The organism is Plantibacter sp. PA-3-X8 (genome assembly GCF_003856975.1).
Classification (GTDB): domain Bacteria; phylum Actinomycetota; class Actinomycetes; order Actinomycetales; family Microbacteriaceae; genus Plantibacter; species Plantibacter auratus.
In genome coordinates this window covers 4,000,748-4,022,991 of the sequence record NZ_CP033107.1, presented here as the reverse complement: position 1 = coordinate 4,022,991, position 22,244 = coordinate 4,000,748, and the positions used below count along the sequence as shown (strand labels likewise).

The following is a 22,244-nucleotide window of genomic DNA, read 5'->3' as shown; positions in this document are numbered from 1 at the left end:
CCATGACCGCACCAGCGCTCTCCGTGCAGCTCTACAGCATCAAGGAGCACCTCGACCAGGGCCTCGACGACGCCCTCGCCCGGCTCGCCGGCATGGGCCTGCGCGAGGTCGAAGCCTTCGACTTCGTCTCCCGCGCGCCCGAGCTCCGCGAGGCCTTCGACCGCCACGGTCTCGCCGCCCGCACCGGCCACGCGACCCTCCTCTCCGACGAGATCCGCTTCGGCGACCAGGTCATGCCGGTCGCCCCACAGGAGGAGGTGTTCGCGGCAGCGAAGGCCCTCGGCCTCGAGATCGTCATCGACGCGTTCGTGAGCCCCGACCGCTGGCTCGACGAAGCCGCCGTCGCCGACACGGCCGCCCGCCTGAACGCCGCAGCGGAGCGCGCCGCCGACCACGGTCTCCGCGTCGGCTACCACAACCACTCCCAGGAGTTCGTCGCATCGTTCGGCGGACGCAGCGCGTTCGAGGTCTTCGCCGACCAGCTGCGTGACGACGTCGCGCTCGAGGTCGACCTGTTCTGGGCGGCGACCGCCGGTCAGGACGTCCCCGCGCTGCTCGGCCGCCTCGGCGACCGCGTCCAGGCGCTCCACGTCAAGGACGGCCTGCTGCCCGCCGACCCGTTCGCACCGGGCGCCGCCCCCTTCGTGCCGACGGGTCTCGACCAGCGACCGTTCGGGCAGGGCGAGGTCCCGCTGCGTGAGTCCCTCGCCGCAGCGCCCTCGGCGCGGTTCGCGATCATCGAGTTCGACCACTACGGCGCCGGCGACATCTTCGACGGTATCCAGGCGAGCGTCGACGCGCTCGTCGCCGAACAGCTCGTCTCGACCGAAGCGGTGGTCCGCTGATGCCCGCGGCCGCGCAGGGCACGACGGCACGCGCACCGCAGGGCAGCGGCCCGGTCGGCGTCGGGTTCATCGGCACCGGCATGATCAGCGACACCTACCTCGAGCACCTCACCTCGTTCCCCGACGTCCGCGTCGTGATCCTCGGCGACCTCGACGTCGACCGCGCGAAGGCCCAGGCCGAGAAGTGGGGCGTCGGCGAGTGGGGGACCGCCGACGACGTCCTCGCGCACCCGGACGTCGAGCTCGTCGTGAACCTCACGATCCCCGCCGTCCACGCGCAGGTCGCCTCGCAGGTGCTCGCCGCCGGGAAGCACGTGTGGACGGAGAAGCCGATCAGCGTCGACCGTGCGAGCGGGCTCGCGCTCCTCGAGCAGGCCGACGCCGCAGGACTCCTCGTGGGCATCGCGCCTGACACGGTGCTCGGCCCGGGCGTCCAGTCCGCGCGTCGCGCCATCGCCCGCGGAGACATCGGTCAGCCGCTCACCGCCCAGACCGTCATGCAGTACGCCGGCCCGGACATCTTCCACCCGAACCCGGAGTTCCTGTTCGCGAAGGGTGGCGGGCCGCTGTTCGACATGGGGCCGTACTACCTGACGACGCTCGTGCAGGTGTTCGGTTCGGTCGCCTCGGTGTCGGCGGCCGGCTCCCGTGGGCGTGCGACGCGGACGATCCAGCAGGGCGACCGCGTCGGCACCGAGTTCGCCGTCGAGGTGCCGACGCACGTCAGCGCCATCGCCCGCTTCGTGGACGGCGGCGTGAGCCAGAGCGTCTTCAGCTTCGAGTCACCGCTCGCGAAGATGGGCGTCGTCGAGATCACCGGCACCGAGGGGACACTCGTGATCCCCGACCCGAACATGTTCACGGGCGAGGTGCGGATCACCCGCGCCGCTCCCATCGAGCGGATGCAGCAGGACCCGGAGTGGGAGGTCGTGCCGACCGAGGGTGTCCTCGCCGGCCGTGGGACCGGGGTCCTCGACCTCGCCCGGGCGATCCGTTCCGGCGGCACACCGCTCGCCTCGGGCGCCCTCGGCTACCACGTGCTCGACACGCTCGTCTCGATCGACGAGTCCGTGGTGTCCGGCCAGACCGTCGACGTGGCGAGCCGGGTCGCGTCGGTCCCGCTCGTCGCGGAGGACTGGGACCCGTTCGCCGCGACGCTCTGAGCGTTGTGAGCCGAGCGGGGCACCGGAGTACAGAACCGAGCAGCATCGGAGCAGGCTGAGCAAGCCCCCGGTGGTGTCCGTCGCCCCACGTACGCTGAGGCGATGGACACCACCGGCCGGAGCGCCGCCGAGCACCCCGATGACGCGGCCCCTCGCCGGCGATGGATTCTCACCGGCCAGCTCGGCCCGGCGTTCGACGACGGCGGACCGATCCTGCTCATCGAATCGAAGTCCACCTTCACGAAGCGCCCGATGCACCGGGCGAAGGCGCACCTCTTCCTCTCGGCCATCCGACATCGAGCGGCGGAACTCGGCGACCGGGCGGAGTTCCACCAGGTCGACCGCTACGAGGAGGTCGTCGAGGTCGGCGCCGAACTCGAGGTGATCGACCCACCCTCGTGGACGGCTCGACGTTTCGTCCGTGAGCGCGGCCTCCGGGTGCTCCCGAGCCGCGGCTTCGTGACGTCGGAGCCGGACTTCGCGGCCTGGGCGTCGACGCGGGACGGCAAGCGGCTCCTCCTGGAGGACTTCTACCGCACGGTGCGGGGGCGGACCGGGATCCTCATGCGCGGCGACCAGCCGGAGGGTGGCCGCTGGAACTTCGACCACGACAACCGGAACCCGCCGCCGAAGGGTGCCGCCCGGCTCGGTCTGCCTGAGCCGCTCTGGCCCGAGGAGGACGACATCGACGCGGAGGTCCGGGAGGACCTCGACCGGTGGCAGCGCGACGGACTGGTCCAGCTGGTCGGTGATGACGGGCCCCGACGCTTCGCGGCCACGGCGGCCGAGGCGGAGGCGGCGCTCGCGGACTTCATCGAGACGAGGCTCGGCGACTTCGGCCCGTTCGAGGACGCCATGCTCGGCGGTGACTGGACGATGGCGCACTCCCTGCTGAGCGCGCCGCTCAACCTCGGCCTGCTCGACCCGCGCGACGCCGTCGAGACCGTGGTCGCCGAGTACCACGCCGGTCGCGCACCGCTGTCGAGTGTCGAGGGCTTCACCCGCCAGATCATCGGCTGGCGCGACTACGTCTGGCATCTCTACTGGCACCTCGGCGAGCCGTACCGGACGAGTCACAACGCCCTCGGAGCACACGAGCCGCTCCCGCTCCAGTTCCGCGAACTCGACGCCACCGCCATCCAGTCCAACTGCCTCCGCGAGACGATCGACGGGATGCGTCGCCACGGTTGGGCGCATCACATCCAGCGGCTCATGGTGCTCGGCAACTGGGCCCTGCAGCACGGGTACGACCCGGTCGCACTCAACGACTGGTTCATCGACATGTTCGTCGACGGCACCCCCTGGGTGATGCCCGCGAACGTCATCGGCATGTCGCAGCACGCGGACGGCGGCATCGTCGCGACGAAGCCCTATGCCTCGGGCGGTGCGTACATCGACAAGATGTCCGACTACTGCGGTGGGTGCGTCTTCAATCCCAAGGTGCGGCTGGGCGAGGACGCCTGCCCGTTCACCGCCGGGTACTGGGCCTTCCTCGACCGCGTGGAACCGCGCATCCGGCACAACACCCGTATGGCGCAACCGCTGGCCGGGATGCGCCGACTGTCCGACCTGCGCGCCGTCGTCGACCAGGAGCACACCCGCGAACAGTGGTGATCGGAGCAGTCGTCCAGCCCTCGCGCGACCCCTCGACCGGTGGGGAACGCGTCGCTAGGCTCGGGACATGACGCCCAGTGATGCAGCATCCGACCCGCAGATCGCCGCACTCCAGGCTGCCGCCGCCCAAGCCCAGGCCGAGCTCGAAGCCGCCCAGGCGCAGGCGGCACTCGCCGCAGCCAAAGTGAAGGCGGCCGAGGCGGCAGCGGCGCTCGCCGGGGCCGGGATCACGGCGTCGGGCGGGGCCACGGCGTCGGCGTCACCGGTCGAGTCGGCGGCGTCCGGTTCCGCGAGTGACGCGCCGGCCGCCGAGGCCCCAGCCGATGTGCCGGCCGATGTCCCAACCGGCGTCGCGGTCGGTGCCGACACCAGCAGCACCGCCCCCAGCAGCAGCGGCGACGGCGCCAGCAGCACTGATGACCTCAGCGCCGACACCATCGGTCCGGGCCCGCTCGGCCTCGACGACGTGCTGAAGATCCGCGACGGCTACCTCGTGCACGGCCCGGCGCTCGAGATGGGTGCCCTGGTCAACGGGGAACCGCTGCCGGGGGTGCAGGTCCGCATCCCGCTCAGTGTCATGAACCGGCACGGACTCGTCGCCGGCGCCACCGGAACCGGGAAGACCCGCACGCTCCAGGGCCTCGTCGAGCAGCTCTCGGCCGCCGGCGTCCCCGTGTTCGCCGCGGACATCAAGGGTGACCTCTCGGGCATCGCGACCCCGGGGGAGTCGAACGAGAAGCTCCTCGACCGCACCCGCGGCATCGGTCAGGACTGGACGCCGGCCGCCACCCCGACGGAGTACTTCGCGCTCGGCGGCGTCGGCAAGGGCGTCCCGATCCGAGCCACCATCGCCGCCTTCGGCCCGTTGCTGCTGAGCAAGGTCCTCGGCCTCAACGCCACGCAGGAGTCCAGCCTCGGTCTCGTCTTCCACTACGCCGACAAGGCGGGCCTGCCGCTCCTCGACCTGAGCGACCTGCGCGCGGTCCTCACCTACCTCGCGAGCGACGACGGCAAGGGTGAGCTCCAGGAGCTCGGCGGGCTGTCGGGCGCCACCGTCGGGGTGATCCTGCGGGAGCTCATCACCTTCGCCGACCAGGGCGCCGACGTCTTCTTCGGCGAACCCGAGATCGACACCGCCGACTTCATCCGCCTCGACCCGAGCGGCAAGGGCATCGTCAGCCTGCTCGAGGTGCCGGGCGTCCAGAACCAGCCGGCCCTCTACTCGACGTTCCTCATGTGGTTGCTCGCCGACCTCTTCAACACCCTCCCCGAGGTGGGCGACCCCGAGAAGCCGAAGCTCGTGTTCTTCTTCGACGAGGCGCACCTGCTGTTCCGCGACGCGTCGAAGGACTTCCTCGCGCAGATCACGCAGACGGTCCGGCTCATCCGGTCGAAGGGTGTCGGCATCTTCTTCGTCACGCAGACGCCGAAGGACGTCCCGGGCGAGGTGCTCGCGCAGCTCGGGTCGCGCGTCCAGCACGCCCTCCGCGCCTTCACCCCGGACGACGCGAAGGCGCTCAAAGCGACGGTGTCGACCTACCCGACCTCCGGTTACGAGCTCGGCGAGGTCCTCACCTCACTCGGCACCGGTGAAGCGGTCGTCACCGTGATGAACGAGAAAGGGGCGCCGTCGCCGGTCGCGTGGACGAGACTGCGGGCACCGCAGGGACTCATGTCGCCCAGTGCCGACACCGCGATCGACGCGGCGATCGCGGCGTCACCGTTACTCGCGCGGTACGGAACGCCCGTCGACCGTGAGTCGGCGAGGGAGATCCTGACGGCGAAGCTCGAGGAGGCCAACCAGGCCGCGCTCGCCGCCGAGGCCGAACTCGAGCGGCAGCGCATCGCGGCGGAACTCGCGAAGCAGCAGGCCGCCGCCGACAAGGCCCAGGCCGCAGCACAGAAGCAGGCCGACGCCGAGTACGAACGGTTGCTCCGGAAGACCGCGGGCACGACCCGCCGGACGTCGACGAGATCGTCGTCGACGTTGTCGAAGAGTCCGCTCGAGGAGATCCTCGGGTCGAAGGCGACACGTTCGATCCTCACCGGTGTCGTCGAGGGCATATTCGGGACGCGTCGCCGCCGCTGAGCTGCTGCGCCGGTCTTCAAGCGGTGTCCCGTTCCCCTGAGCGGTTCCCCGTTCCCTTGAGCGGTTTCCCGGTCCCTTGAGCGGTTTCCCGGTCCCTTGAGCGGTTTCCCGGTCCCTGAGCTTGTCGAAGGGCGCGAACCTACCGGAGGCCGTCCTCGGCGAGGCGACCGAGCTCGACGGTGGCCCGGGCGTCGTCGAGCAGCCCGTCCTGCAGCGACCACACGGCGGACAGCGCGGAGCGCGCGACCACCCACTTGAGGAGCGCGGTTCGCGACAGGCCGAGCGATCGACTCACGAGCTCGACGCGCTCGGCGAACAGCCGCGGGTCCTGCGCTGTCGCGGGATCGGGGTTGCTGAACAGCGCTGCGGCGTCGAAGGCGCGGTGGCCGATGATCCCTTTGGGGTCGATCGCCCGCCAGTCACCGGGTGCGAACTCGAGCACGTTCATGTGGTGGAGGTCCCCGTGGAGCACGACGACGTCGGCGGGGGTCGTGGTGTCGAGCAGTCGACCGGCGAGCTCCCGCCCACGCTCGAGGAACGCGGCGCTCGCCGGATCGCTGAGGAGGGCGCCCATGGCGGATGCATCGTCGGCGAGTAGCTCGCTGAACCACCGGCGGAGCGTCGGGAGCTCGGCGATGACACCGTCGGCATCGGTCGGCGCCGGGGTGGGGATCGCCGCGTGCAGGGTGTCGAGCACGGAGCACAGGATCGCGACGGCTCCGAGGTCGTCACCTGCGCGGGTCAGTGAGGCGAGATCACGGCCGCCCGTCGCGCGTTCCAGGACGATCGCGTGGTCATCGCCAGCGAACACCGCTGCACACCCGGCGCCGTCCCACGCCGCGAGCAGCTGACCGCCGAGCGCCTCCTCGTGGACGAGCGGCGCCTTGAGCATCGCCGGTCGACCGTGGTGCGTCACGGGGAGCAGCCGGCTCGACGGCGTCACGATGAGCTCGCCGTCGGGCACGAGCCGCCACTGCTCGACGGCCGCGTCGATGCCCCCTGGTCGCCATGTCACGGGACTCAGCCTAGGCAACCCGGTCAGACCGGTGCCTCGGTCGCGCCTCGGCGGTCCCTCGGTCGGTCCCCGGGGCGGTTGCTGGGTCGCGCCTCGATCGGTCCCTGAGCTTGTCGAAGGGCCCACGGGTGGACACCGCCCTTCGACAGGCTCAGGGACCGGGGAGGGCGGGCTTCAGGCCGGGGAGGATGGGCTTCAGGGACTTGGAGGGTGGGGCTCTGGGACCGGGGAACGCCGGTTAGGCTGGCGCGGTGACCGAGATCCGCGCGTACCGACCGTCCGACCGCGCCGCCGTGGCGGCGATCTGCACCCGGACGGGTGACTCGGGCGCGGACGCGACCGGGCAATTCAGCACGGACGACCTCCTGCCCGACATCTACGCCTTGCCCTACGTCGAGCACGAGCCCGAGTTGGCGCTGCTCGTCGACGCCGGCACGGGCCCGATCGGGTACATCCTGGGCACGGCGGACACGACCGCCTTCGACCGCTGGTTCGTCGAGCGCTGGTGGCCGACCGTCGAGGGGAAGTACGCGGCGGCCGCGGCCTCTGGTGCCGCGTCGGAGGGCGAACGCGGCATCGTCCGATCCGCGACCGACCGTGGCGGTCTGGCCCCGGAACTCCTGGCGCAGTACCCGGCGCATCTGCACATCGACCTGCTGCCGGAGACGCAGGGGATGGGTGTCGGCAGACGGCTCATCGACGCGTTCTGCGAGCTCCTCGCGGAGCGCGGTGTCCCGGGCGTGCACCTCGGCGTCGGCGTCTCGAACACCGGGGCGCAGCAGTTCTACCAGCGGACGGGCTTCACCCGGGTGGACGGCGACCCCGGGGCCCACTGGTACGCGAAGGCGCTCTGACCCGGCCGGTATCCGACCCGAGCCGGATCCCGCTCGGAACGCCGGTACCCTCGCGCTCCATCGCGGTGGCCGGGGCAGTCAGACTCAGCGAGAACAGTTCGGCTAGAGCAGTTCGGCGCGCGCCCAGCGCAGACGCTCGAGCGGGGTGAGCAGGTCGGGGTGGTCCTCGCGGAGGTCGTCGAGCGAGACCGGCTGGCGAGGTCGCTCCACCGGGCCGTCGTAAGCGGCGACGACGGCCGCGATGCTGTCCGTGCTCCATCGGTTGCTCCGCATGCGCAGGAGTGGGCGGTTCTCCGAGTCACAGACGAAGAACTGCGAGCTCGCTTGCAGCCCCCGACCTCGGAACTCGAAGAGCAGGCTGCGGCCGATCGCCGCCCGCGGAACGAACCGTTGCCGCCCGACGATGGGCTGCTCGATGAACCCGTCACGACACACGACGATCCGTTGGCGTCGAGACAGGACGGCGACGCCGATCAGCACGACCATGCCGATGATGCCGAGCGTGATGACCCACGTGCGCTCGATGCTCTGGGTCGGGCCGACGAGCCAGAGTGAGACGCCCCACACGGGGAGGACGACGATTGCGGCGCTCAGAACGGCGCTCCAGAGCACGCGCGGATGCGGTCTGACCGTCACCGGTTCATCACCCCGTCGCACCACGCACTCACCCCCGCAGATCATCGTGGCCTGCTTTCAGTGGGTGGACAATCCGCCATCTGGGGGACAAGTAGGACGAATACCCCACTCTTCGAGCCGGTCCGACCGGTTGCGCCGATACGCTTGACTTCTCCGTCCCGCGATGTGCAATATATTGCATGCCCGCTCCCGCTCAAGCCAACCCGCAGCGCCGAGCGCTCCTCCGCGACGACGTCTATCAGTCGCTCCGCAACGCGATCGTCGACGGGACGTTCACCCCGGGCGAGAAACTCGTCGACACCGAACTCGAACGCTGGCTCGGCGTGAGCCGCACGCCCATCCGCGAGGCCGTCCTGCGTCTCGCCCGGAGTGGGCTCGTCATTGCGAAACCCGGACGGTCGACCGTCGTCGCCCCGCTCGACAGCCGGGCGACGTTGCAGGCTCAGGCGGTCGCCGCCGCCATGCACGAACTCGCCGTCCGTGAGGCGGTGCCGCACCTGAGCGCGGCCGACCTCGATCGCATGCGCGCGGCGAACCGTGACTTCGCAGCCGCGCTGCAACGTGACGACGCCGATGCCGCGCTCGCAGCGGACGACGCCTTCCATGCCGTGGCCGTGGAGGTCGCCGGGAATCCGTTCATCCGTGATGCGCTCGAGGCGGTCACGCCGTTGCTGCGCCGGATCGAACGGCTGCGGTTCTCCTCGGTCGCCGCACGCGGGTCGATCGCGCAGCACGACGCCGTCATCGAGCGCTGTGCGGAGGGGGACGTCGACGCGGCGGCCACGCTCGTCCGAGGCAACTGGACGACCCTCGCCGACCTCGTCCTCGCCCACCTCGACGAGGACTGAGCAGCGCCCACCACCCGACCCGTTCCCCGGCACCGATCGCCACCACTCAGCCGCACCACCGAGACCCAGGAGCCACCACATGTCCCTCAGCGACTTCTCCCGCTACCCGCTCACCTTCGGACCGAGTCCCGTCCACGAACTCAACCGCCTCACCGCCCACCTCGGTGGCGCGACGATCTGGGCCAAGCGCGAGGACGTCAACAGCGGTCTCGCCTATGGCGGCAACAAGACCCGCAAGCTGGAGTACCTCATCCCCGACGCGATCGCGCAGGGTGCCGACACGCTCGTGTCGATCGGCGGCTACCAGTCCAACCACACGCGTCAGGTCGCGGCGGTCGCGGCGAAGCTCGGGATGCAGGCCGTCCTCGTGCAGGAGAACTGGGTGGACTGGCCCGACTCCGTGAACGACCGGGTCGGCAACATCATGCTGTCGCGGATCATGGGGGCCGAGGTCCGTCTCGATCCAGCGGGCTTCGGCATCGGCTTCAAGTCGAGCTGGGAACGTGCCCTCGACGACGTGCGCGAACGCGGCGGCACCCCGTACGCGATCCCGGCCGGGGCGTCGGACCACCGGCTCGGTGGTCTCGGCTTCGCGAACTGGGCCGCCGAGGTCGAGCAGCAGGAGCGTGAACTCGGCGTGTTCTTCGACACGATCGTCGTCTGCAGCGTCACCGGGTCCACGCACGCCGGCATGATCGCCGGGTTCGCCGGCCAGGACCGACCGCGCCGGGTGATCGGCATCGACGCGTCGGCGAAGATCCAGGAGACCCGCGACCAGGTCGCGCGCATCGCCCGCAACACGGCGGAGCTCATCGGCCTCGAACGCGAGCTCCGCGACGACGAGATCACGGTGTTGGAGGGGTGGGCCGGCGACCTCTACGGGATCCCGGTCGAGTCGACGATGGAGGCGATCCGACTGACCGGTCGGCTCGAGGGCGTCATCATCGACCCGGTCTACGAGGGGAAGTCGATGGCGGGACTCATCGACCTCGTGACGAGCGGTGACATCCCGGCGTCCAGCAACGTCCTCTATGCACACCTCGGTGGGCAGCCGGCGATCAACGCGTACAGCGCCCTCTTCCGCGACTGAGTCCGTGCCCGGTGTCCCGCCCGAGCGGGGTGCCGGCGCGGTGCGCTGAGCTGAGGTGTCGGAAACCGGCGCCAGCGCGGTGCGCTGACGCGAACCCGAGGGAACCGGTGTGAGCGCGGGTCAGTCGACCGAGCGCGCCCCTCCGGAGACCCGCGCCCACGTCGCTGACCCGCGCTCGCGCCAGCGCACCGCGCTGACGCACTACCAGGGTCGATGGTCGTGGTCCAGGGGCGGGCGGTCGCGAGCTGCGGTGCGAGACTTGGACCTCCACGACGCGAGGAGGTCGCATGCGCGCACCGATGGAACCCCGACACCAGACGCGGATCGCATGATCCGTCTGCAGTCCACCGCCTGGCCCACCAGCGGCAACTCCCTCGACCTCGGCGCCCTGCACGACGCGGCGTCAGGTGCGTTGGCGAGTATCGAGTCGCGTCTGGCGTTCACCTCCACAGCCGTGCGACTCGTCGGTCCGCTCGAGCAGCACACCGCCGGGCGGGTCTTCGCGGGACTCGGCGCGATCGCCGCGGTCGACGTCACACTCGCACGGGTCGTCGAACCGCACCTCGACGCACTCGCCATCCTGCATCAGGCCGACCTCGAACCGCCGGCCGTCTCCACCTGGGGGGTGTTCGCGGCCGAGGCGCCCGGGCTGCGTCTCGACGCGACCCTGGTCGACGACGCCTGGCAGCTGACCGGTACCAAGCCGTGGTGCTCCCTCGCGTCCCACCTGAGCGACGCCCTCGTCACCGCCCACACCGCGCCGGGGGAGCGGCGACTGTTCGCCGTCGCACTCACCGACCCCGGGGTCGCGACCGACGACAGCGCGTGGCTCGCCCGCGGACTTCCGCTCGTCCCAAGTGGCCCGGTCGGCTTCGACGGGGTCCCCGCTTCACCGGTCGGCGACGACGGGTGGTATCTGCGACGCCCCGGCTTCTCCTGGGGCGGGATCGGCGTCGCCGCCTGCTGGTGGGGCGGCGCGGTCACGCTCGTCGACCGCTTGCTCGCCGCGGCGCGCACCCGACCCGACGCCGATCTCCTCCTCCGCACGCTCGGCGCTGCGGCCATCGACCTCTCGATCGCCGAGCAGGCGATCGCCGATGCGGCACAGGCCATCGAGCACGGCCACGCTGACGACGCGGCAGGCCCGCGCCTCGCCCAGCGTGTGCGGTCGACGGTCCGCGGCCGGGTCGACGCCATCCGCGCCGGGGTGCTCGGAGCGCTCGGCCCCGGCCCACTCACCTCCGAACCCGCCTACCTCGCGCGGATGTCCGACCTCGAGCTCTACGTCCAGCAGGACCACGGCGACCGCGACCTCGCGCGCTACGGCCGCATGCTGGTGGAGGCTGACTGATGCCCGCCTTCGACCACCGCGACCCCGGCACGTCGGCAGCCGCCTGGGCGACCCGCTTGCACGAGCTCGACCTGCCCGTCTGGGACGGCTGGCGGCACGCCACGGGCGTCGTCGTCCTGTCGCCGCACCCCGACGACGAGTCACTCGGAGCCGGCGGGCTGATCGCGGCCGCCGCAGCCGCCGGGATCCCGGTCGAGGTCCTCCTCGTGACCCTCGGCGAGGGATCGCACCCCGACTCACCGACCACCACGCCCGAGGAACTCGCCCCGCGCCGGGAGGCCGAGTTCATCGATGCCGTCGGTCGTCTCCACCCGACGGTCGGGTACGAGGTCCTGCACATCCCGGACGGCGGCCTCGACGCCGAACGCGCGGGCATCGCGGGGCGACTGCGTGCAGCCGTCGCCACCGCCGGATCGCGACCGCTCATCGTCGCCCCCTGGCGCGGCGATGGGCACCGCGACCACCGGATCGCGGGCGAACTCGCCACGGCCCTCGCGACCGAGCTCGACCTCGCGCTCGTGGAGTTCCCCATCTGGCTCTGGCACTGGGCCGACACCGACGACGCGACCCTGCCGTGGGCCGAGGCGCGGATCGTCCCGCTCGACGCGGCGGCGCACGGGGCGAAGATCGCCGCGATGGACGCCTACCCCTCGCAGACGGAGCCCCTCTCGGACGCACCGGGCGACGAGGCGATCGTCGACCACCACCACCTGCAGCACTACGCGCGGCGGTTCGAGGTGCTGTTCCCGAACGGGCGTGCGCTGGACCTCGCGGCGGGATCCGACACGGATGCAGGTGCGGCGGCGGACACCGACGCCGACCCCGCCGGCACCGATGCCGTGACGGCTGCGACGGCCGATGCGACCTCGCGGTCGAAGGAGTCGTTCGAGGACCACTACCGCGATCACCCCGACGGCTGGGACTTCGGTTCCTGGTACGAGGAGCGCAAACGTCGGGTCCTCCTCGCCGCCCTGCCGCGCCAGCGTTACGGCTCGGTGCTCGAACTCGGCTGCGCGACGGGCGTGCTCACGGAGCGGCTCGCGGACCGCAGCGACGACGTGCTCGGTGTCGACATCGCCGAAGCGCCCCTCGAGATCGCCCGTCGCCGGGTGCCTGCCGCCCGGTTCGAACGCGGCACGCTCCCGGACGACTGGCCGAGTGGTGCCTTCGACCTCGTGGTGATGTCGGAGGTCGGCTACTACCTGTCGGCGACCGACCTCGACCGGGTGATCGACCGCCTCGTCGGCTCGCTCACGCCCGGCGGGAGCATCGTCGCGTGTCACTGGCGGCACCCGGACGACCACGCCACGACCTCGGCCGAGTTCGTCCATCGCCGCCTGCTCGAACGCTGGCCCGGCCGTCGGTCGATCCAGCACGTCGAGGACGACTTCCTGCTCGACGTCCTCGTGCCTGCCGATGAGGCGAGCATCGCTGCGGTGGACGGTCTGACGGGCTGATGCTGCGACGGATCGATGCCGTCGTGCCCGCGCACGACGAGGAGGAGCTGATCGGGGCATGCCTCGACGCGCTACTCGTCGCGCGTGCCGCCGTGCTGCGTCGTCGTCCCGAGCTGCAGGTGGGGATCGTCGTGGTGCTCGACGACTGCCGCGACGACACGGCGCGGATCGTGCGGGAGCGGTTGGCGGGCTTTGATCCTGACGAGATGGTCACCGTCGTCATCGACGAGCGCAGTGTCGGGGCGGCCCGACGGGCGGGTGTCGCGGCCGCACTGGGATCGGGTATTGGGGGATCGGGCGCTGCCGACGTCTCCGCGCGGTGGATCGCCAACACCGACGCCGACTCGCGCGTTCCGGAGGACTGGTTCTCCGTGCACGCCGATGCCTTCGACGACAGTGTCGACGTCCTCCTCGGGACCGTCCGTCCCGACTTCACGGACTTCTCCGAGGACGACGTGGAGCGGTGGTCGCTGACCCACCCGCCCGGACATCTGCCGGGCAACGTGCATGGGGCCAATCTGGGTGTCCGGGCCGATCGGCTCGACGAACTCGGCGGCTTCCGTGAGCTGCCCGAGCACGAGGACGTCGAGCTCGTCGAGCGCGCCCGGGCGGCGGGTCTCCGGGTCGTGCCGACGCTGGATGCGCCCGTCGAGACCTCGGGTCGGCGACGTGGCCGGACCCCGGGTGGCTACGCCGCGTTCCTCGCCGAGACCTACCCGCGATCCTGACGGTCCAGCGCGTCTGAACCCCCGGCCTGTGTCGACGGGTCGCGTGCATCCGTCTGTGGATCGACGATGACCTCGGTGACCTCGCCGAGGTCGAGCACCGGGTACCGGGAGACGGCACCGACCTTCTCCTCGCTCGCGAGGACGTAGACGTCGGTGCTGCGCTCGGCGAGGGCGCGCTTCGTCGCGGCGTCGTCGAGGTCGCCGGTGGTGAGGCCGTGTTCGGGATGGAAGCCCGTGACGCCGAGGAAGCAGGCGTCGGCACTCAGACGGTGGATGGCCTCCGCGGCGAGGGCGCCGCCCGAGACCATCGAGTGACGTCCGAGTTCGCCGCCGATCATGATCACGCGTGCCGGCGAGTGCTCCGCCACGGCGAGTGCGACCGCCGGGCTCGGGGTGATGACGGTGAGGGTCGGATCGTCCGGGAGCAGTCGCGCGAGCGCGAGCGCGGTGGTGCCGGCGTCGATGATGATGGTGCTGCCCGGTCGGATCCGCTCGGCGGCGATGCGGGCGACGCGCTCCTTGCTCGCCGTTCCGAGGGACAGCCGATCCCGGAACGGGCGGTCGGCCGCGGGGACCGGGAGTGCGCCGCCGTAGACGCGGACGCAGAGGCCGGCTTCGGCCAGCTCGCGGAGGTCTCGGCGGATCGAGTCCTCCGAGAGTCCGAGCGCAGCGGCGGCGTCCTTCGCGACGATGCGGCCGTCTCGGTCGAGGAGGTCGAGCAGGTGTGATCGTCGTTGTGCGCTCAACATGCGTGCTCCTTCATGATCTTGCACGATCGTGCACGCTTAACGCTACAGTGCTGGACATGACAACGCCACTCCTCATCCTCATCGCCGGCCCCTACCGCTCCGGGACCGGCGGTGATCCCGACGCCATCGCCCGCAACCTGGAACGACTCGAAGCCGCAGCGGCGCCCATCTTCGCGCTCGGTCACGTCCCGATGATCGGGGAGTGGGTCGCGCTGCCGATCCTGCGTGGGATCGACACCGCGTCGGGCGACGGCGACGTCATGTATGAGACGGCGAGGCGGTTGCTCCAGCACTGCGACGCCGTGCTCCGGTTGCCGGGGGAGTCGTCCGGTGCCGACGCCGACGTCGCGATCGCCCGTGAGCGCGGGATCCCCGTGTACACCGACCTCTCGGAGATCCCGGCCCTCGAGGGCTGAGGTCAGTTGTCCGCGGCATCCCGGCGCTCCGGCTAGGCTGACGCGCGTGCTCGACGACGCCCGGATCCGCCGCTACCGCGACACCGATGCGCGGGTGACCAGGTCGATCTTCGAGCGCGCGGTGCGGGTGACCGCTGCCGCCGACTACACGGCCGAGCAGCTCGCGGCCTGGGTGCCGGAGGACCGGGCAGACACCGTGCTGGACGACTGGGCCGCCCGACGCGCCGCGGTCACGACGTGGGTGGCCGAGCTCGACGACTCGGTGGTCGGATTCACCGACCTGGACGTCAAGATCGGCTACCTCGACATGCTGTTCGTCGATCCGGACGCGGGACGACGCGGCGTCGGGTCCGCGCTCATCCGTCACGTGCTCGACGAAGCCCGAGCGGTGGGGCTCCGGGAGGTGACCGTGCAGGCGAGTCGGACGGCGCAGCCGGTGTTCGCGCGCCACGGCTTCGTCGTGGTCCGCGAGCAGCGGGTCGAGCGTCGCGGGGTGCTCATCGAGAACGCAGTGATGCGGATACCCCTGGACGCCCCTGCGGGATGATGCTCCCGGGACGGTCTGCGCACCAGGCGGGGTCTCGCCAGCGCGGTGCGCCGACGTGAGATCGCTGCAATCGGCGTGAGCGCGGGGCATGGACGTGGGCGCGGCCCTCTGGAGAGCCGCGCTCACGCGTGTGACCCGCGCTCACGCCAGCGCACCGCGCTGGCAGTCCGTCAGGCGTCGGCGAGTTGGGCGTCGGCACGCTCCGGGGAACCGGCTGCGAGGCCACGGTCGATGGCACGTCGCGAGCCGAACCAGAGCAGGACCCCGACCAGGAAGACGACGACCTCCGTCACGGTGAGCGACCAGACGATTCCACCGAGTCCGAACCACAGGTTGCCGAGGAGGACGATCGGGACGAACAGCACGCCCTGGGTGACGGCCATGACCGCCGCGGGGAGTGCTCGCCCGGTCGCTTGGAAGAGCGAGGTGATGAGCCCGGTGAACCCGTTGGCGATCATCGCGGTGAGCTGGGCGACGAGGATCGTGACGCCGAGACCGAGGACGGCGGGATCGGCGATGAACGCGGAGACGATCGGCTCACGCAGGACGAAGACGACGCCGGCGAAGAGGACCGAGATCCCACCGACCGTGAGTGCCGAGGCGCGGAGAGCCGACCGGAGGCGTGCGCCGTCGCCCTTGCCGAACGCGTAGGCGAGGAGGGGGAGCACGCCGAAGGTGACGCCCATGACCAGGAACTCGGGCACCTGGGCGATCCGGACCGCGACGCCCATGGCCGCGAGTGGGGCGTCTCCGTAGGCCGCGGCCAACGTGTTCAACACGAGCGCGGTGACGATGAGGAACCCCGACTGCAGGAGCGTGCTCACGCCGACACCGAGGACCGGCTTGAGGATGGTCGGCGACAGCGTGAACCAGCGCGGTGCCAGGCTGACGTGCTCGCTGTTGCGCTGCAACCACGCCACGAAGTAGACGAGGACACCGAGGTTCGCCAGACCCATCGCGAGCGCTGCACCGGCGACGCCCCAGCCGAACCCGAGGATGAAGACGAGATCGAGGACGAGGTTCGCCACCGCCGACGCGATGAGGGCGATCATCACCTGACGGGCGGCACCCTCGGCCCGCACGAGCTGTTCCAGACAGAACGCGGTCGCCATGACGGGGACGAACGCGAGCATGACACCGATGAACGCCGAGGTCGCCGGGGCGGTGACCGCGTCCGCCCCGAGCAGTGACACGAGTGGGCCGAGGAACACGAGGCCGATCCCGCCCAGGACGGCGCCCGTCAGGAACGCGCCCCAGGCGGAGAAGGAAGCGGCCCGTTTGATGTCCCCGGCCTGTGCCGGGTCGTGTTCGGAGGCGCCCAGGAGTCTGGAGATGAGCGCGCCGCCGCCGACGCCGAACAGGTCGCCGATGGCCATGATCAGTCCGAGGATCGGGGCTCCGAGCGTGATCGCGGCGAGCAGGGTGGTGTCGTGCAGCGAGCCGACGACGCCCGCGTTGATGAGGTTGTAGACGGCGCTGACGACCAGGGCCGCTGCCATCGGGACGCACAGGTGGATCAGCGCCCGGATGATCGGGGCGGTCGCGAGGTACCAGCGGTTGCTGCCGATCGTGTCCGCGGCGGTCGGGGGTGCGGTGTCGGTCGATGGCGCGGTGGCCGTCGATGGTGCGGTGCCGCTGGGGACGGGCGTTCCGGTTGTGGGATCGATGTGGTCTTCGGGGTGCATGGCAGGCTCCGTTTCGGGCAGGTTCCGGGCGCGACGATGAGCGCCGGCGCGGCGAAGGTTCGGTGATGGGGGACGTCCGGCGCGGCCTGAGCGGACGGGCTCAGCAGGCGTTCGGGCGCGACGGACAGCGCCGTCGTGGCGTTCGCGGTCGCCATCGTGTTCGGCGGTCGGTGAGTGACGCGGCGAGTGGTCTCGGCGCGTGGTCAGGGAGCCCGGGTTCCCCGAGCGGTGATCAGCGGGTCGGCTGTGGCAGGTGCGCCGTGAGCTTCGTGAGCAGAGCGTGCAGGGTGTCGCGTTCGCTCCGGTCCAACGGGGTGAGGATGACGTCGTCGGCCTCGGCCATCGCGGTCTCGAACCCGGCGATGAGGTCGGTACCGAGCGGGGTGGCGTGGACGCGCTTGGTGCGTGCGTTGCCGTCCTCCGTGCGGCGTTCGACGAGGTCCCGACGTTCGAGTCCCTGCAGGAGGCTCGAGACGCTGGCTGCGCTCGTCCGGCTCACCTCGGCGATGTCGCGTTGGCTCGATCCTGGATGCCGGACGAGGTGGCCGAGGACGAAGGCTTGTTCGTGACTGAGCTCGCGGGCTCGGATCCAGTCCTCGCCGGCCTTGCGCTGTGCCCACCCGATCCAGCGGACCAGCTCGAGTGTGCTGCTGAGGGTGGGTGTCTCGTCGTCCATGGTTAGAACACTAACGCTTTGAGTTCTAACTGTCAACCATCGAATGATCGATCCGCTCAGCGCGGTGCGCTGACGTGAGATGTGCGGACTCGGTGCCAGCGCGGTGCGCTGGCACGAAACCGACCAGTTCGGCGTGGGCGCGGGTCGTAGCCCTGAGCGCGCCCCTCCGGAGACCCGCGCTCACGCGTGTGACCCGCGCTCACGTCAGCGCACCGCGCTGGCACTACGGGAATACGTCACTTGGGTTGACCCTGGAAACGCAGAACGCCCCTCGCGGTGGGCGAAGGGCGTTCTGTGAAGCTGGCGGAGAATGGGGGATTCGAACCCCCGAGGGCGTTAACCCAACACGCTTTCCAAGCGTGCGCCATAGGCCACTAGGCGAATTCTCCATGGCTGTTTGTGAAAAACGGCCAGATAGCAGCATACCTGGTTCCCGGACCGCCGCGCGCCACCCGGCCCCGCCGCCGCGCTCCGAGCCAGCCCGAGCACGAACGCCCACGGTCGGAGACACCGGCACGGAGCGCCACTCGCGTCAGCTCGCAGCAGGCGGCCGCCAGTCCACCCGTTGATCACGCCGCAGCACGAGCGACCGCGGGAGGACTGCCGCGAGGACGCGTTCGAGCGGCTGACTCGACGACCGCAGGGCCGCCTTCGCCTCAGCCAACGCCGCGTCGACGGAACCGGCGCTCGCCGCACCACCAGCCGAGGAATCGATCCGGGGATCGCCCTCGGTGTCGCGTCGCTCCGTAGCGCTCGGCGCATAGCTCTCCCGCTCGACCGCCGCCACGAGTCGGTCGACGGCCGGCGACTCGATCCGGAACTGTCCGCGCAGTCTCGATGCGAACCCGCGTGGTGACTCCGCCGACGTCACGGGGAAGCCGAGGTCGCGGGCGGTGTCGAGGAACTCCGCCCAGGCCCAGCCCGCCGAGGTCCCCGCGGCGAGGGCACGCCGACGCCCGGCCGAACGCCGGAGTCCCCGGGCGATCGACGGGGTGGCGAGCAGCACGAGCACGCCGAGCAGGATCGCGAGCGGGACGAGAGCGGCGGTGAAGGCCCCGCCGGACTGGGTCGAGGTCGGTCCGCCGAGCGCGTCCGCAGTGGGGGTGGGCGTCGACGCCGCGGTCGGAGCCGGACGGCTGTCGGGACTCACCGATCCGCTGCCGGGCGTCGCCGTGCTCGCGTCGCTGAACTGCGTCACGACCCCACGGCTGGCCGTCGGCTCGAACGGCACCCAGCCCACACCCTCGAAGTACAGCTCCGGCCAGGCGTGCAACTGGTCCGAGGTGACGATGTAGGTGTCTCGGTTCGCCGGGGTGTTGTCGATCGTCGTGCCCGGCAGGTACCCGATGGCGATGCGCGCGGGGATGCCGAGGACGCGCGACATCACGGCCATCGCGGACGAGAAGTGGATGCAGTAGCCGGCCTTGCGCTCCAGGAACGTCGCGATGACCTCGGCTCCGCTGCCGTCGAAGCCCTCCTCGACGGGTGCCGACTCCGAGTACTCGAAGGTGCTGCGGAAGTAGCGCTGCAAGGCGATCGCGCGGTCGTAGTCGGTGGAGGCGGTCGCCGTGACGTCGGCGGCCGTGTCACGGATGATCTGCGGCAGGTCGTCGGGCAGCTCGAGATACGGGGCTGCTGACGCCGGGTCGGCGACCGGCGGGACGTCGCGCATCTGCTGCGCCGTCGGCAGGATCGCGGTGCTCGTCGCCGTGTACGTCTGCCCGCGGGTGGATCCACGCTCCGCCATCGCCGTCAGCCCGGCGGCCTCGAACCGCCAGTCACCGCGGAGCCCGTCGACCTTCTGCGTCGGGTACGGCAGCGGGAGCCACGGGCTCGACAGCGAGTCCACCGTGACCGTCGTCTCGAAGGTCTCCACCGGGATCGCCTCGCTGAGCCCGGCCGGCGCGGGGAAGGCGTCGAGCGTGTTGCCGTCGTTGTAGCCGGAGTTGTCCGGTCCCCAGACCGTGCCCGTGAAGTCGCGGAGGTCGGTGACCTTGAGGTAGGGGGCGTCGTCGGCGGTGGTCGTGTATTCGAGTGCGGTCGTGTTCGCGGGGCGCCGCAGACTCTGGCCGAGCGAGATGAGCGGGTTGATGCCGTTCACGAACGGACCGCTGCCACGGGCACCGGCGGTGACATCTCGGACGGCGAGGTCGGGGAGCACGGCCGGTGTGAGGAGGGCGACGACCACGGCCACGGCACTGACCAGGACGGCCGGGCCGAGGCCTCCGAAGCGACCGGCACCGGTCATCGCCGACGGGCCGGCGCCGCGTCCATCGCCGGCGGCCCGAGCCGAGGCGAGGGCTCGCAGCAACTCGCGGCGCCGGACGTCCTCACGGAGCAGCCAGAGGAAGGAGAGTGCGACGAACGCGAACACCCACGGATCGAGGGGGAACGACACGGCGACGGTCGGCCCGGCGTACACGGCGAAGACCAGGACGGCCGCGAGCACCGGTGCGTGGCGGCCGAGCACGAGCCAGGCGACCGCCAGCGCGACGAGGCCGCCGCCGGCGGCCATGACGAAGACCACGCCAGCGTCGGTGTCGAGCGGGGCCGAGCCGTCGTGGAAGGTCTGGAACCCGGCGTCACGCAACCGTTCGAAGGCGCCGAGCGTCGTCGGGGTCGGGACGATGCCGATGATCGCCGTCTCACTGGCGAAGAACAGCGTGATCGTCAGCACCCATGCGATGCCGGCGCCGAGCCACACGAACACCGCCGGCAGTCTCGTGCGCCGGAGGAGGATCGCCGTGGCGAGGACGATCGCGATGACGAGGTTCGTGACGAACCACCAGTCGAGCGCGTCGAGCACCCGCCCGAATCCGAGGCCACCCGTCGCGAGGAGGAGGAAGGCGGCGAGGCCCAGACGCAGGTCGCCGACGTTCGCGGTGTCGCGTGGGTCGTCCCGGCGCCCGCCGGCGCTTCCCGACCACGACCCGCCGCTGGTTCCGCCACGGGTCGGGCGTCGGGGGTTCGACGAGCCGGCACCAGGACGGACGTCCAAGGGCACCCCTCCGCGAGACGGCACACGGCCACGGGCGGCGGCCGCCGCGCGGCGTTCCTCAGCGACGGACATTCGCACCTCCGGCACCCCGGCGGCCGCCCTGGCCGCCCCGACCACCACGGCCGGCCGACTGCGGAGCCAGCGTGGTGGTCGCCGGACCGCTCGTGCCGGACCACAGCGCCTGGAACGATGCGCCGCGCTCGCCGACGTGGCAGCGCCAGCCGGCCGACTCCAGGAGCTCGATGGACCGACGCCGGGCGCCGGCTGGGAGGAGTGCGACGGGGAGCGGCGAGAGGTGCGCGACGGCGGTCAGCTCGCCGAGGTCGCCCTCCTCCACATCGCCGAGGATCGCGATGACCGGTTGCGACCGGCGCGCGGCGATGACGGGTGAGAGGTCGAGGAACCGATCGGGCCGGACCGACGGACGCAGGAGGGCCAGGTCGAGCAGGGCGGCGTCCAGGTCGTCCTCCTCGAGGTGCTGCCCGCCGCGGGCGAGCGCGTCGCCCATGTCGCCGACGGGGCTGGACCGCAGGCCACCGGCCGCGGATCTCGCACTGATCTCCCGGGAGAGCTCCTCGGTGCCGGCACCGACCAGGTTGACCCGGTAGTCGGCGTCGACGAGGTGGGCGGTGATCGAGGCTGCCAGCGACACAGCCTGCTCGAACGCCGGCAGGTACGACGGATCGTCGTCGGGCCAGGCCCAGTGGGCTGCGGCGGTGTCGAGGAGGACGGTCGTCTCGGGGTCGTTGCGCTGCTCCTCCTGCCGCACCATCAGCTCACCGTGGTGCGCGCTCGCCCGCCAGTGCAGTCGGCGGATCGCGTCCCCCGGCAGGTAGGGACGGGCGATGATGTCGTCCTCGCCGGCGCCGACGTGCAGCGACGACGGGCGCGTGGAACCGTCGCGGCTGGCCGTGAGTGCGGGGATCTCCGGCAGGACCACGACCTCCGGCAGGACGACGACCGCATGCGTCCCGCCCACGTCGCGACGACGGACGACGAGTCCGAACGGGTCGCTCACGGTCAGCCCGAGCGGGCCGAGGTCGTGTTGTCCTCGACGCAGCGCCGTCACGGTGTACTCGGCCGTCCGACGGCGCGATCCGATGCCCGCGACGCCGGTACTCGGCAGGGTCCCCTCGGCGCTGCCGGCGAGCCCGGCCGGCACGCGGTCCTTCCACTCCGTGTGGACGTGGGGGAGCGCGCTCGTCTCGGCGATCGTGACCTCGACGGAGATCCGGCCGCCGACCGCGACGAGGTCGGGCCGGGTGGTGCGATCGACCCGGAGCGACGGTCGCTCGAGGTAGACCGCGCCGAAGCTGGCGGCGACGAGCGCGACGAGCAGGCCGGCCGCTGCGAGCAACTCCGGCGAGCCGATCCCGCGCGCGAAGATCAGGCACACGCCGGCCGCGATGAGCACGCCGACCGCGCGTCTCGTCAACGGCACGCGACGCTTCATGGGCTCAGGACCTCCGGTGCCGGATCACGG

General features: G+C 71.4%; 19 protein-coding genes and 1 tRNA gene. 12 read left to right on the top strand and 8 right to left on the bottom strand.

Features of this window, described 5'->3' with window-relative positions:
- Positions 1-2: 2 nt before the first annotated feature.
- The 4 genes from EAO79_RS18735 (at position 3) to EAO79_RS18720 (ending at position 5,711) form a co-directional block, all read left to right on the top strand.
- Entirely contained in the window at positions 3-845 is an 843-nt protein-coding gene (locus EAO79_RS18735) for a sugar phosphate isomerase/epimerase (protein WP_124769966.1), read from the top strand.
- Positions 845-2,008 carry a Gfo/Idh/MocA family protein gene (locus EAO79_RS18730; RefSeq protein ID WP_124769965.1) on the top strand — a complete coding sequence of 388 codons (1,164 nt, stop codon included), beginning with the start codon at positions 845-847 and terminating at the stop codon, positions 2,006-2,008. The genes EAO79_RS18735 and EAO79_RS18730 overlap by 1 nt, the downstream gene beginning before the upstream one ends.
- A gap of 102 nt (positions 2,009-2,110) precedes the next feature.
- Complete coding sequence (locus tag EAO79_RS18725) at positions 2,111-3,622, top strand: cryptochrome/photolyase family protein (RefSeq protein ID WP_124769964.1); 1,512 nt, start codon at positions 2,111-2,113, stop codon at positions 3,620-3,622.
- Positions 3,623-3,689: 67 nt separating this feature from the next.
- Positions 3,690-5,711, top strand: a complete 2,022-nt coding sequence (locus EAO79_RS18720; RefSeq protein ID WP_124769963.1) for a helicase HerA-like domain-containing protein — start codon at positions 3,690-3,692, stop codon at positions 5,709-5,711.
- Between the two features lie 139 nt (positions 5,712-5,850).
- Here EAO79_RS18720 and EAO79_RS18715 read toward each other — a convergent pair whose 3' ends face one another.
- On the bottom strand, positions 5,851-6,726 hold the full coding sequence (locus tag EAO79_RS18715) for an aminoglycoside phosphotransferase family protein (protein ID WP_206428258.1): 876 nt from the start codon (positions 6,724-6,726) through the stop codon (positions 5,851-5,853).
- A 251-nt stretch (positions 6,727-6,977) separates the two neighbouring features.
- Between EAO79_RS18715 and EAO79_RS18710 the strand changes: the two genes are divergently transcribed.
- Positions 6,978-7,580: an N-acetyltransferase gene (locus EAO79_RS18710; protein ID WP_124769962.1), complete on the top strand. Its 603-nt coding sequence runs from the start codon at positions 6,978-6,980 to the stop codon at positions 7,578-7,580.
- A 102-nt stretch (positions 7,581-7,682) separates the two neighbouring features.
- On the opposite strand, the gene EAO79_RS18705 is transcribed toward EAO79_RS18710, so the two are convergent.
- Positions 7,683-8,216 carry a hypothetical protein gene (locus tag EAO79_RS18705; RefSeq protein ID WP_124769961.1) on the bottom strand — a complete coding sequence of 178 codons (534 nt, stop codon included), beginning with the start codon at positions 8,214-8,216 and terminating at the stop codon, positions 7,683-7,685.
- Positions 8,217-8,395: 179 nt separating this feature from the next.
- On the opposite strand from EAO79_RS18705, the gene EAO79_RS18700 reads away from it, so the two are divergent.
- The 5 genes from EAO79_RS18700 (at position 8,396) to EAO79_RS18680 (ending at position 13,690) form a co-directional block, all read left to right on the top strand.
- On the top strand, positions 8,396-9,064 hold the full coding sequence (locus tag EAO79_RS18700) for a GntR family transcriptional regulator (protein ID WP_124769960.1): 669 nt from the start codon (positions 8,396-8,398) through the stop codon (positions 9,062-9,064).
- A 79-nt stretch (positions 9,065-9,143) separates the two neighbouring features.
- The gene (locus tag EAO79_RS18695; RefSeq protein ID WP_079706802.1) at positions 9,144-10,154 is read left to right on the top strand and encodes a 1-aminocyclopropane-1-carboxylate deaminase; all 1,011 of its coding nucleotides are present in this window, start codon (positions 9,144-9,146) and stop codon (positions 10,152-10,154) included.
- A gap of 328 nt (positions 10,155-10,482) precedes the next feature.
- A complete protein-coding gene (locus EAO79_RS18690; RefSeq protein ID WP_124769959.1) occupies positions 10,483-11,505 on the top strand; it encodes an acyl-CoA/acyl-ACP dehydrogenase in 1,023 nt (340 codons plus the stop codon).
- Positions 11,505-12,962, top strand: a complete 1,458-nt coding sequence (locus EAO79_RS18685) for a bifunctional PIG-L family deacetylase/class I SAM-dependent methyltransferase (protein ID WP_124769958.1) — start codon at positions 11,505-11,507, stop codon at positions 12,960-12,962. Before EAO79_RS18690 ends, EAO79_RS18685 begins: the two co-directional genes overlap by 1 nt.
- A 23-nt stretch (positions 12,963-12,985) precedes the next feature.
- A complete protein-coding gene (locus tag EAO79_RS18680) occupies positions 12,986-13,690 on the top strand; it encodes a glycosyltransferase family 2 protein (RefSeq protein WP_241160935.1) in 705 nt (234 codons plus the stop codon).
- Here the strand turns inward: EAO79_RS18680 and EAO79_RS18675 are convergent.
- Positions 13,675-14,439: a DeoR/GlpR family DNA-binding transcription regulator gene (locus tag EAO79_RS18675; protein ID WP_124769956.1), complete on the bottom strand. Its 765-nt coding sequence runs from the start codon at positions 14,437-14,439 to the stop codon at positions 13,675-13,677. The two genes, EAO79_RS18680 and EAO79_RS18675, sit on opposite strands and share 16 nt — an antisense overlap.
- Before the next feature lie 56 nt (positions 14,440-14,495).
- On the opposite strand from EAO79_RS18675, the gene EAO79_RS18670 reads away from it, so the two are divergent.
- Positions 14,496-14,855: a DUF4406 domain-containing protein gene (locus EAO79_RS18670; RefSeq protein ID WP_124769955.1), complete on the top strand. Its 360-nt coding sequence runs from the start codon at positions 14,496-14,498 to the stop codon at positions 14,853-14,855.
- A gap of 46 nt (positions 14,856-14,901) precedes the next feature.
- Positions 14,902-15,402, top strand: a complete 501-nt coding sequence (locus EAO79_RS18665) for a GNAT family N-acetyltransferase (RefSeq protein ID WP_164486982.1) — start codon at positions 14,902-14,904, stop codon at positions 15,400-15,402.
- Positions 15,403-15,572: 170 nt separating this feature from the next.
- On the opposite strand, the gene EAO79_RS18660 is transcribed toward EAO79_RS18665, so the two are convergent.
- The 5 genes from EAO79_RS18660 to EAO79_RS18640 all read right to left on the bottom strand — a co-directional run bounded on the left by EAO79_RS18660 (position 15,573) and on the right by EAO79_RS18640 (position 22,214).
- Positions 15,573-17,087, bottom strand: a complete 1,515-nt coding sequence (locus tag EAO79_RS18660; RefSeq protein ID WP_124769953.1) for an MATE family efflux transporter — start codon at positions 17,085-17,087, stop codon at positions 15,573-15,575.
- A gap of 232 nt (positions 17,088-17,319) precedes the next feature.
- The gene (locus EAO79_RS18655; protein ID WP_124769952.1) at positions 17,320-17,763 is read right to left on the bottom strand and encodes a MarR family winged helix-turn-helix transcriptional regulator; all 444 of its coding nucleotides are present in this window, start codon (positions 17,761-17,763) and stop codon (positions 17,320-17,322) included.
- Positions 17,764-18,064: 301 nt separating this feature from the next.
- Positions 18,065-18,152 (bottom strand) — tRNA-Ser (locus tag EAO79_RS18650).
- 143 nt (positions 18,153-18,295) lie between these two features.
- On the bottom strand, positions 18,296-20,833 hold the full coding sequence (locus tag EAO79_RS18645) for a DUF3488 and transglutaminase-like domain-containing protein (protein WP_124769951.1): 2,538 nt from the start codon (positions 20,831-20,833) through the stop codon (positions 18,296-18,298).
- Positions 20,820-22,214, bottom strand: coding sequence for a DUF58 domain-containing protein (locus EAO79_RS18640; protein WP_124769950.1), 1,395 nt, complete (start codon positions 22,212-22,214; stop codon positions 20,820-20,822). The genes EAO79_RS18645 and EAO79_RS18640 overlap by 14 nt, the downstream gene beginning before the upstream one ends.
- Positions 22,215-22,244 lie beyond the last annotated feature (30 nt).

Coding starts and splice junctions, on each gene's coding strand:
- EAO79_RS18735 (WP_124769966.1), top strand. CDS start 3: ATGACCGCACCAGCGCTCTCCGTGCAGCTCTACAGCATCAAGGAGCAC.
- EAO79_RS18730 (WP_124769965.1), top strand. CDS start 845: ATGCCCGCGGCCGCGCAGGGCACGACGGCACGCGCACCGCAGGGCAGC.
- EAO79_RS18725 (WP_124769964.1), top strand. CDS start 2,111: ATGGACACCACCGGCCGGAGCGCCGCCGAGCACCCCGATGACGCGGCC.
- EAO79_RS18720 (WP_124769963.1), top strand. CDS start 3,690: ATGACGCCCAGTGATGCAGCATCCGACCCGCAGATCGCCGCACTCCAG.
- EAO79_RS18700 (WP_124769960.1), top strand. CDS start 8,396: ATGCCCGCTCCCGCTCAAGCCAACCCGCAGCGCCGAGCGCTCCTCCGC.
- EAO79_RS18695 (WP_079706802.1), top strand. CDS start 9,144: ATGTCCCTCAGCGACTTCTCCCGCTACCCGCTCACCTTCGGACCGAGT.
- EAO79_RS18690 (WP_124769959.1), top strand. CDS start 10,483: ATGATCCGTCTGCAGTCCACCGCCTGGCCCACCAGCGGCAACTCCCTC.
- EAO79_RS18685 (WP_124769958.1), top strand. CDS start 11,505: ATGCCCGCCTTCGACCACCGCGACCCCGGCACGTCGGCAGCCGCCTGG.
- EAO79_RS18675 (WP_124769956.1), bottom strand. CDS start 14,439: ATGTTGAGCGCACAACGACGATCACACCTGCTCGACCTCCTCGACCGA.
- EAO79_RS18670 (WP_124769955.1), top strand. CDS start 14,496: ATGACAACGCCACTCCTCATCCTCATCGCCGGCCCCTACCGCTCCGGG.
- EAO79_RS18660 (WP_124769953.1), bottom strand. CDS start 17,087: ATGCACCCCGAAGACCACATCGATCCCACAACCGGAACGCCCGTCCCC.
- EAO79_RS18655 (WP_124769952.1), bottom strand. CDS start 17,763: ATGGACGACGAGACACCCACCCTCAGCAGCACACTCGAGCTGGTCCGC.
- EAO79_RS18645 (WP_124769951.1), bottom strand. CDS start 20,833: ATGTCCGTCGCTGAGGAACGCCGCGCGGCGGCCGCCGCCCGTGGCCGT.
- EAO79_RS18640 (WP_124769950.1), bottom strand. CDS start 22,214: ATGAAGCGTCGCGTGCCGTTGACGAGACGCGCGGTCGGCGTGCTCATC.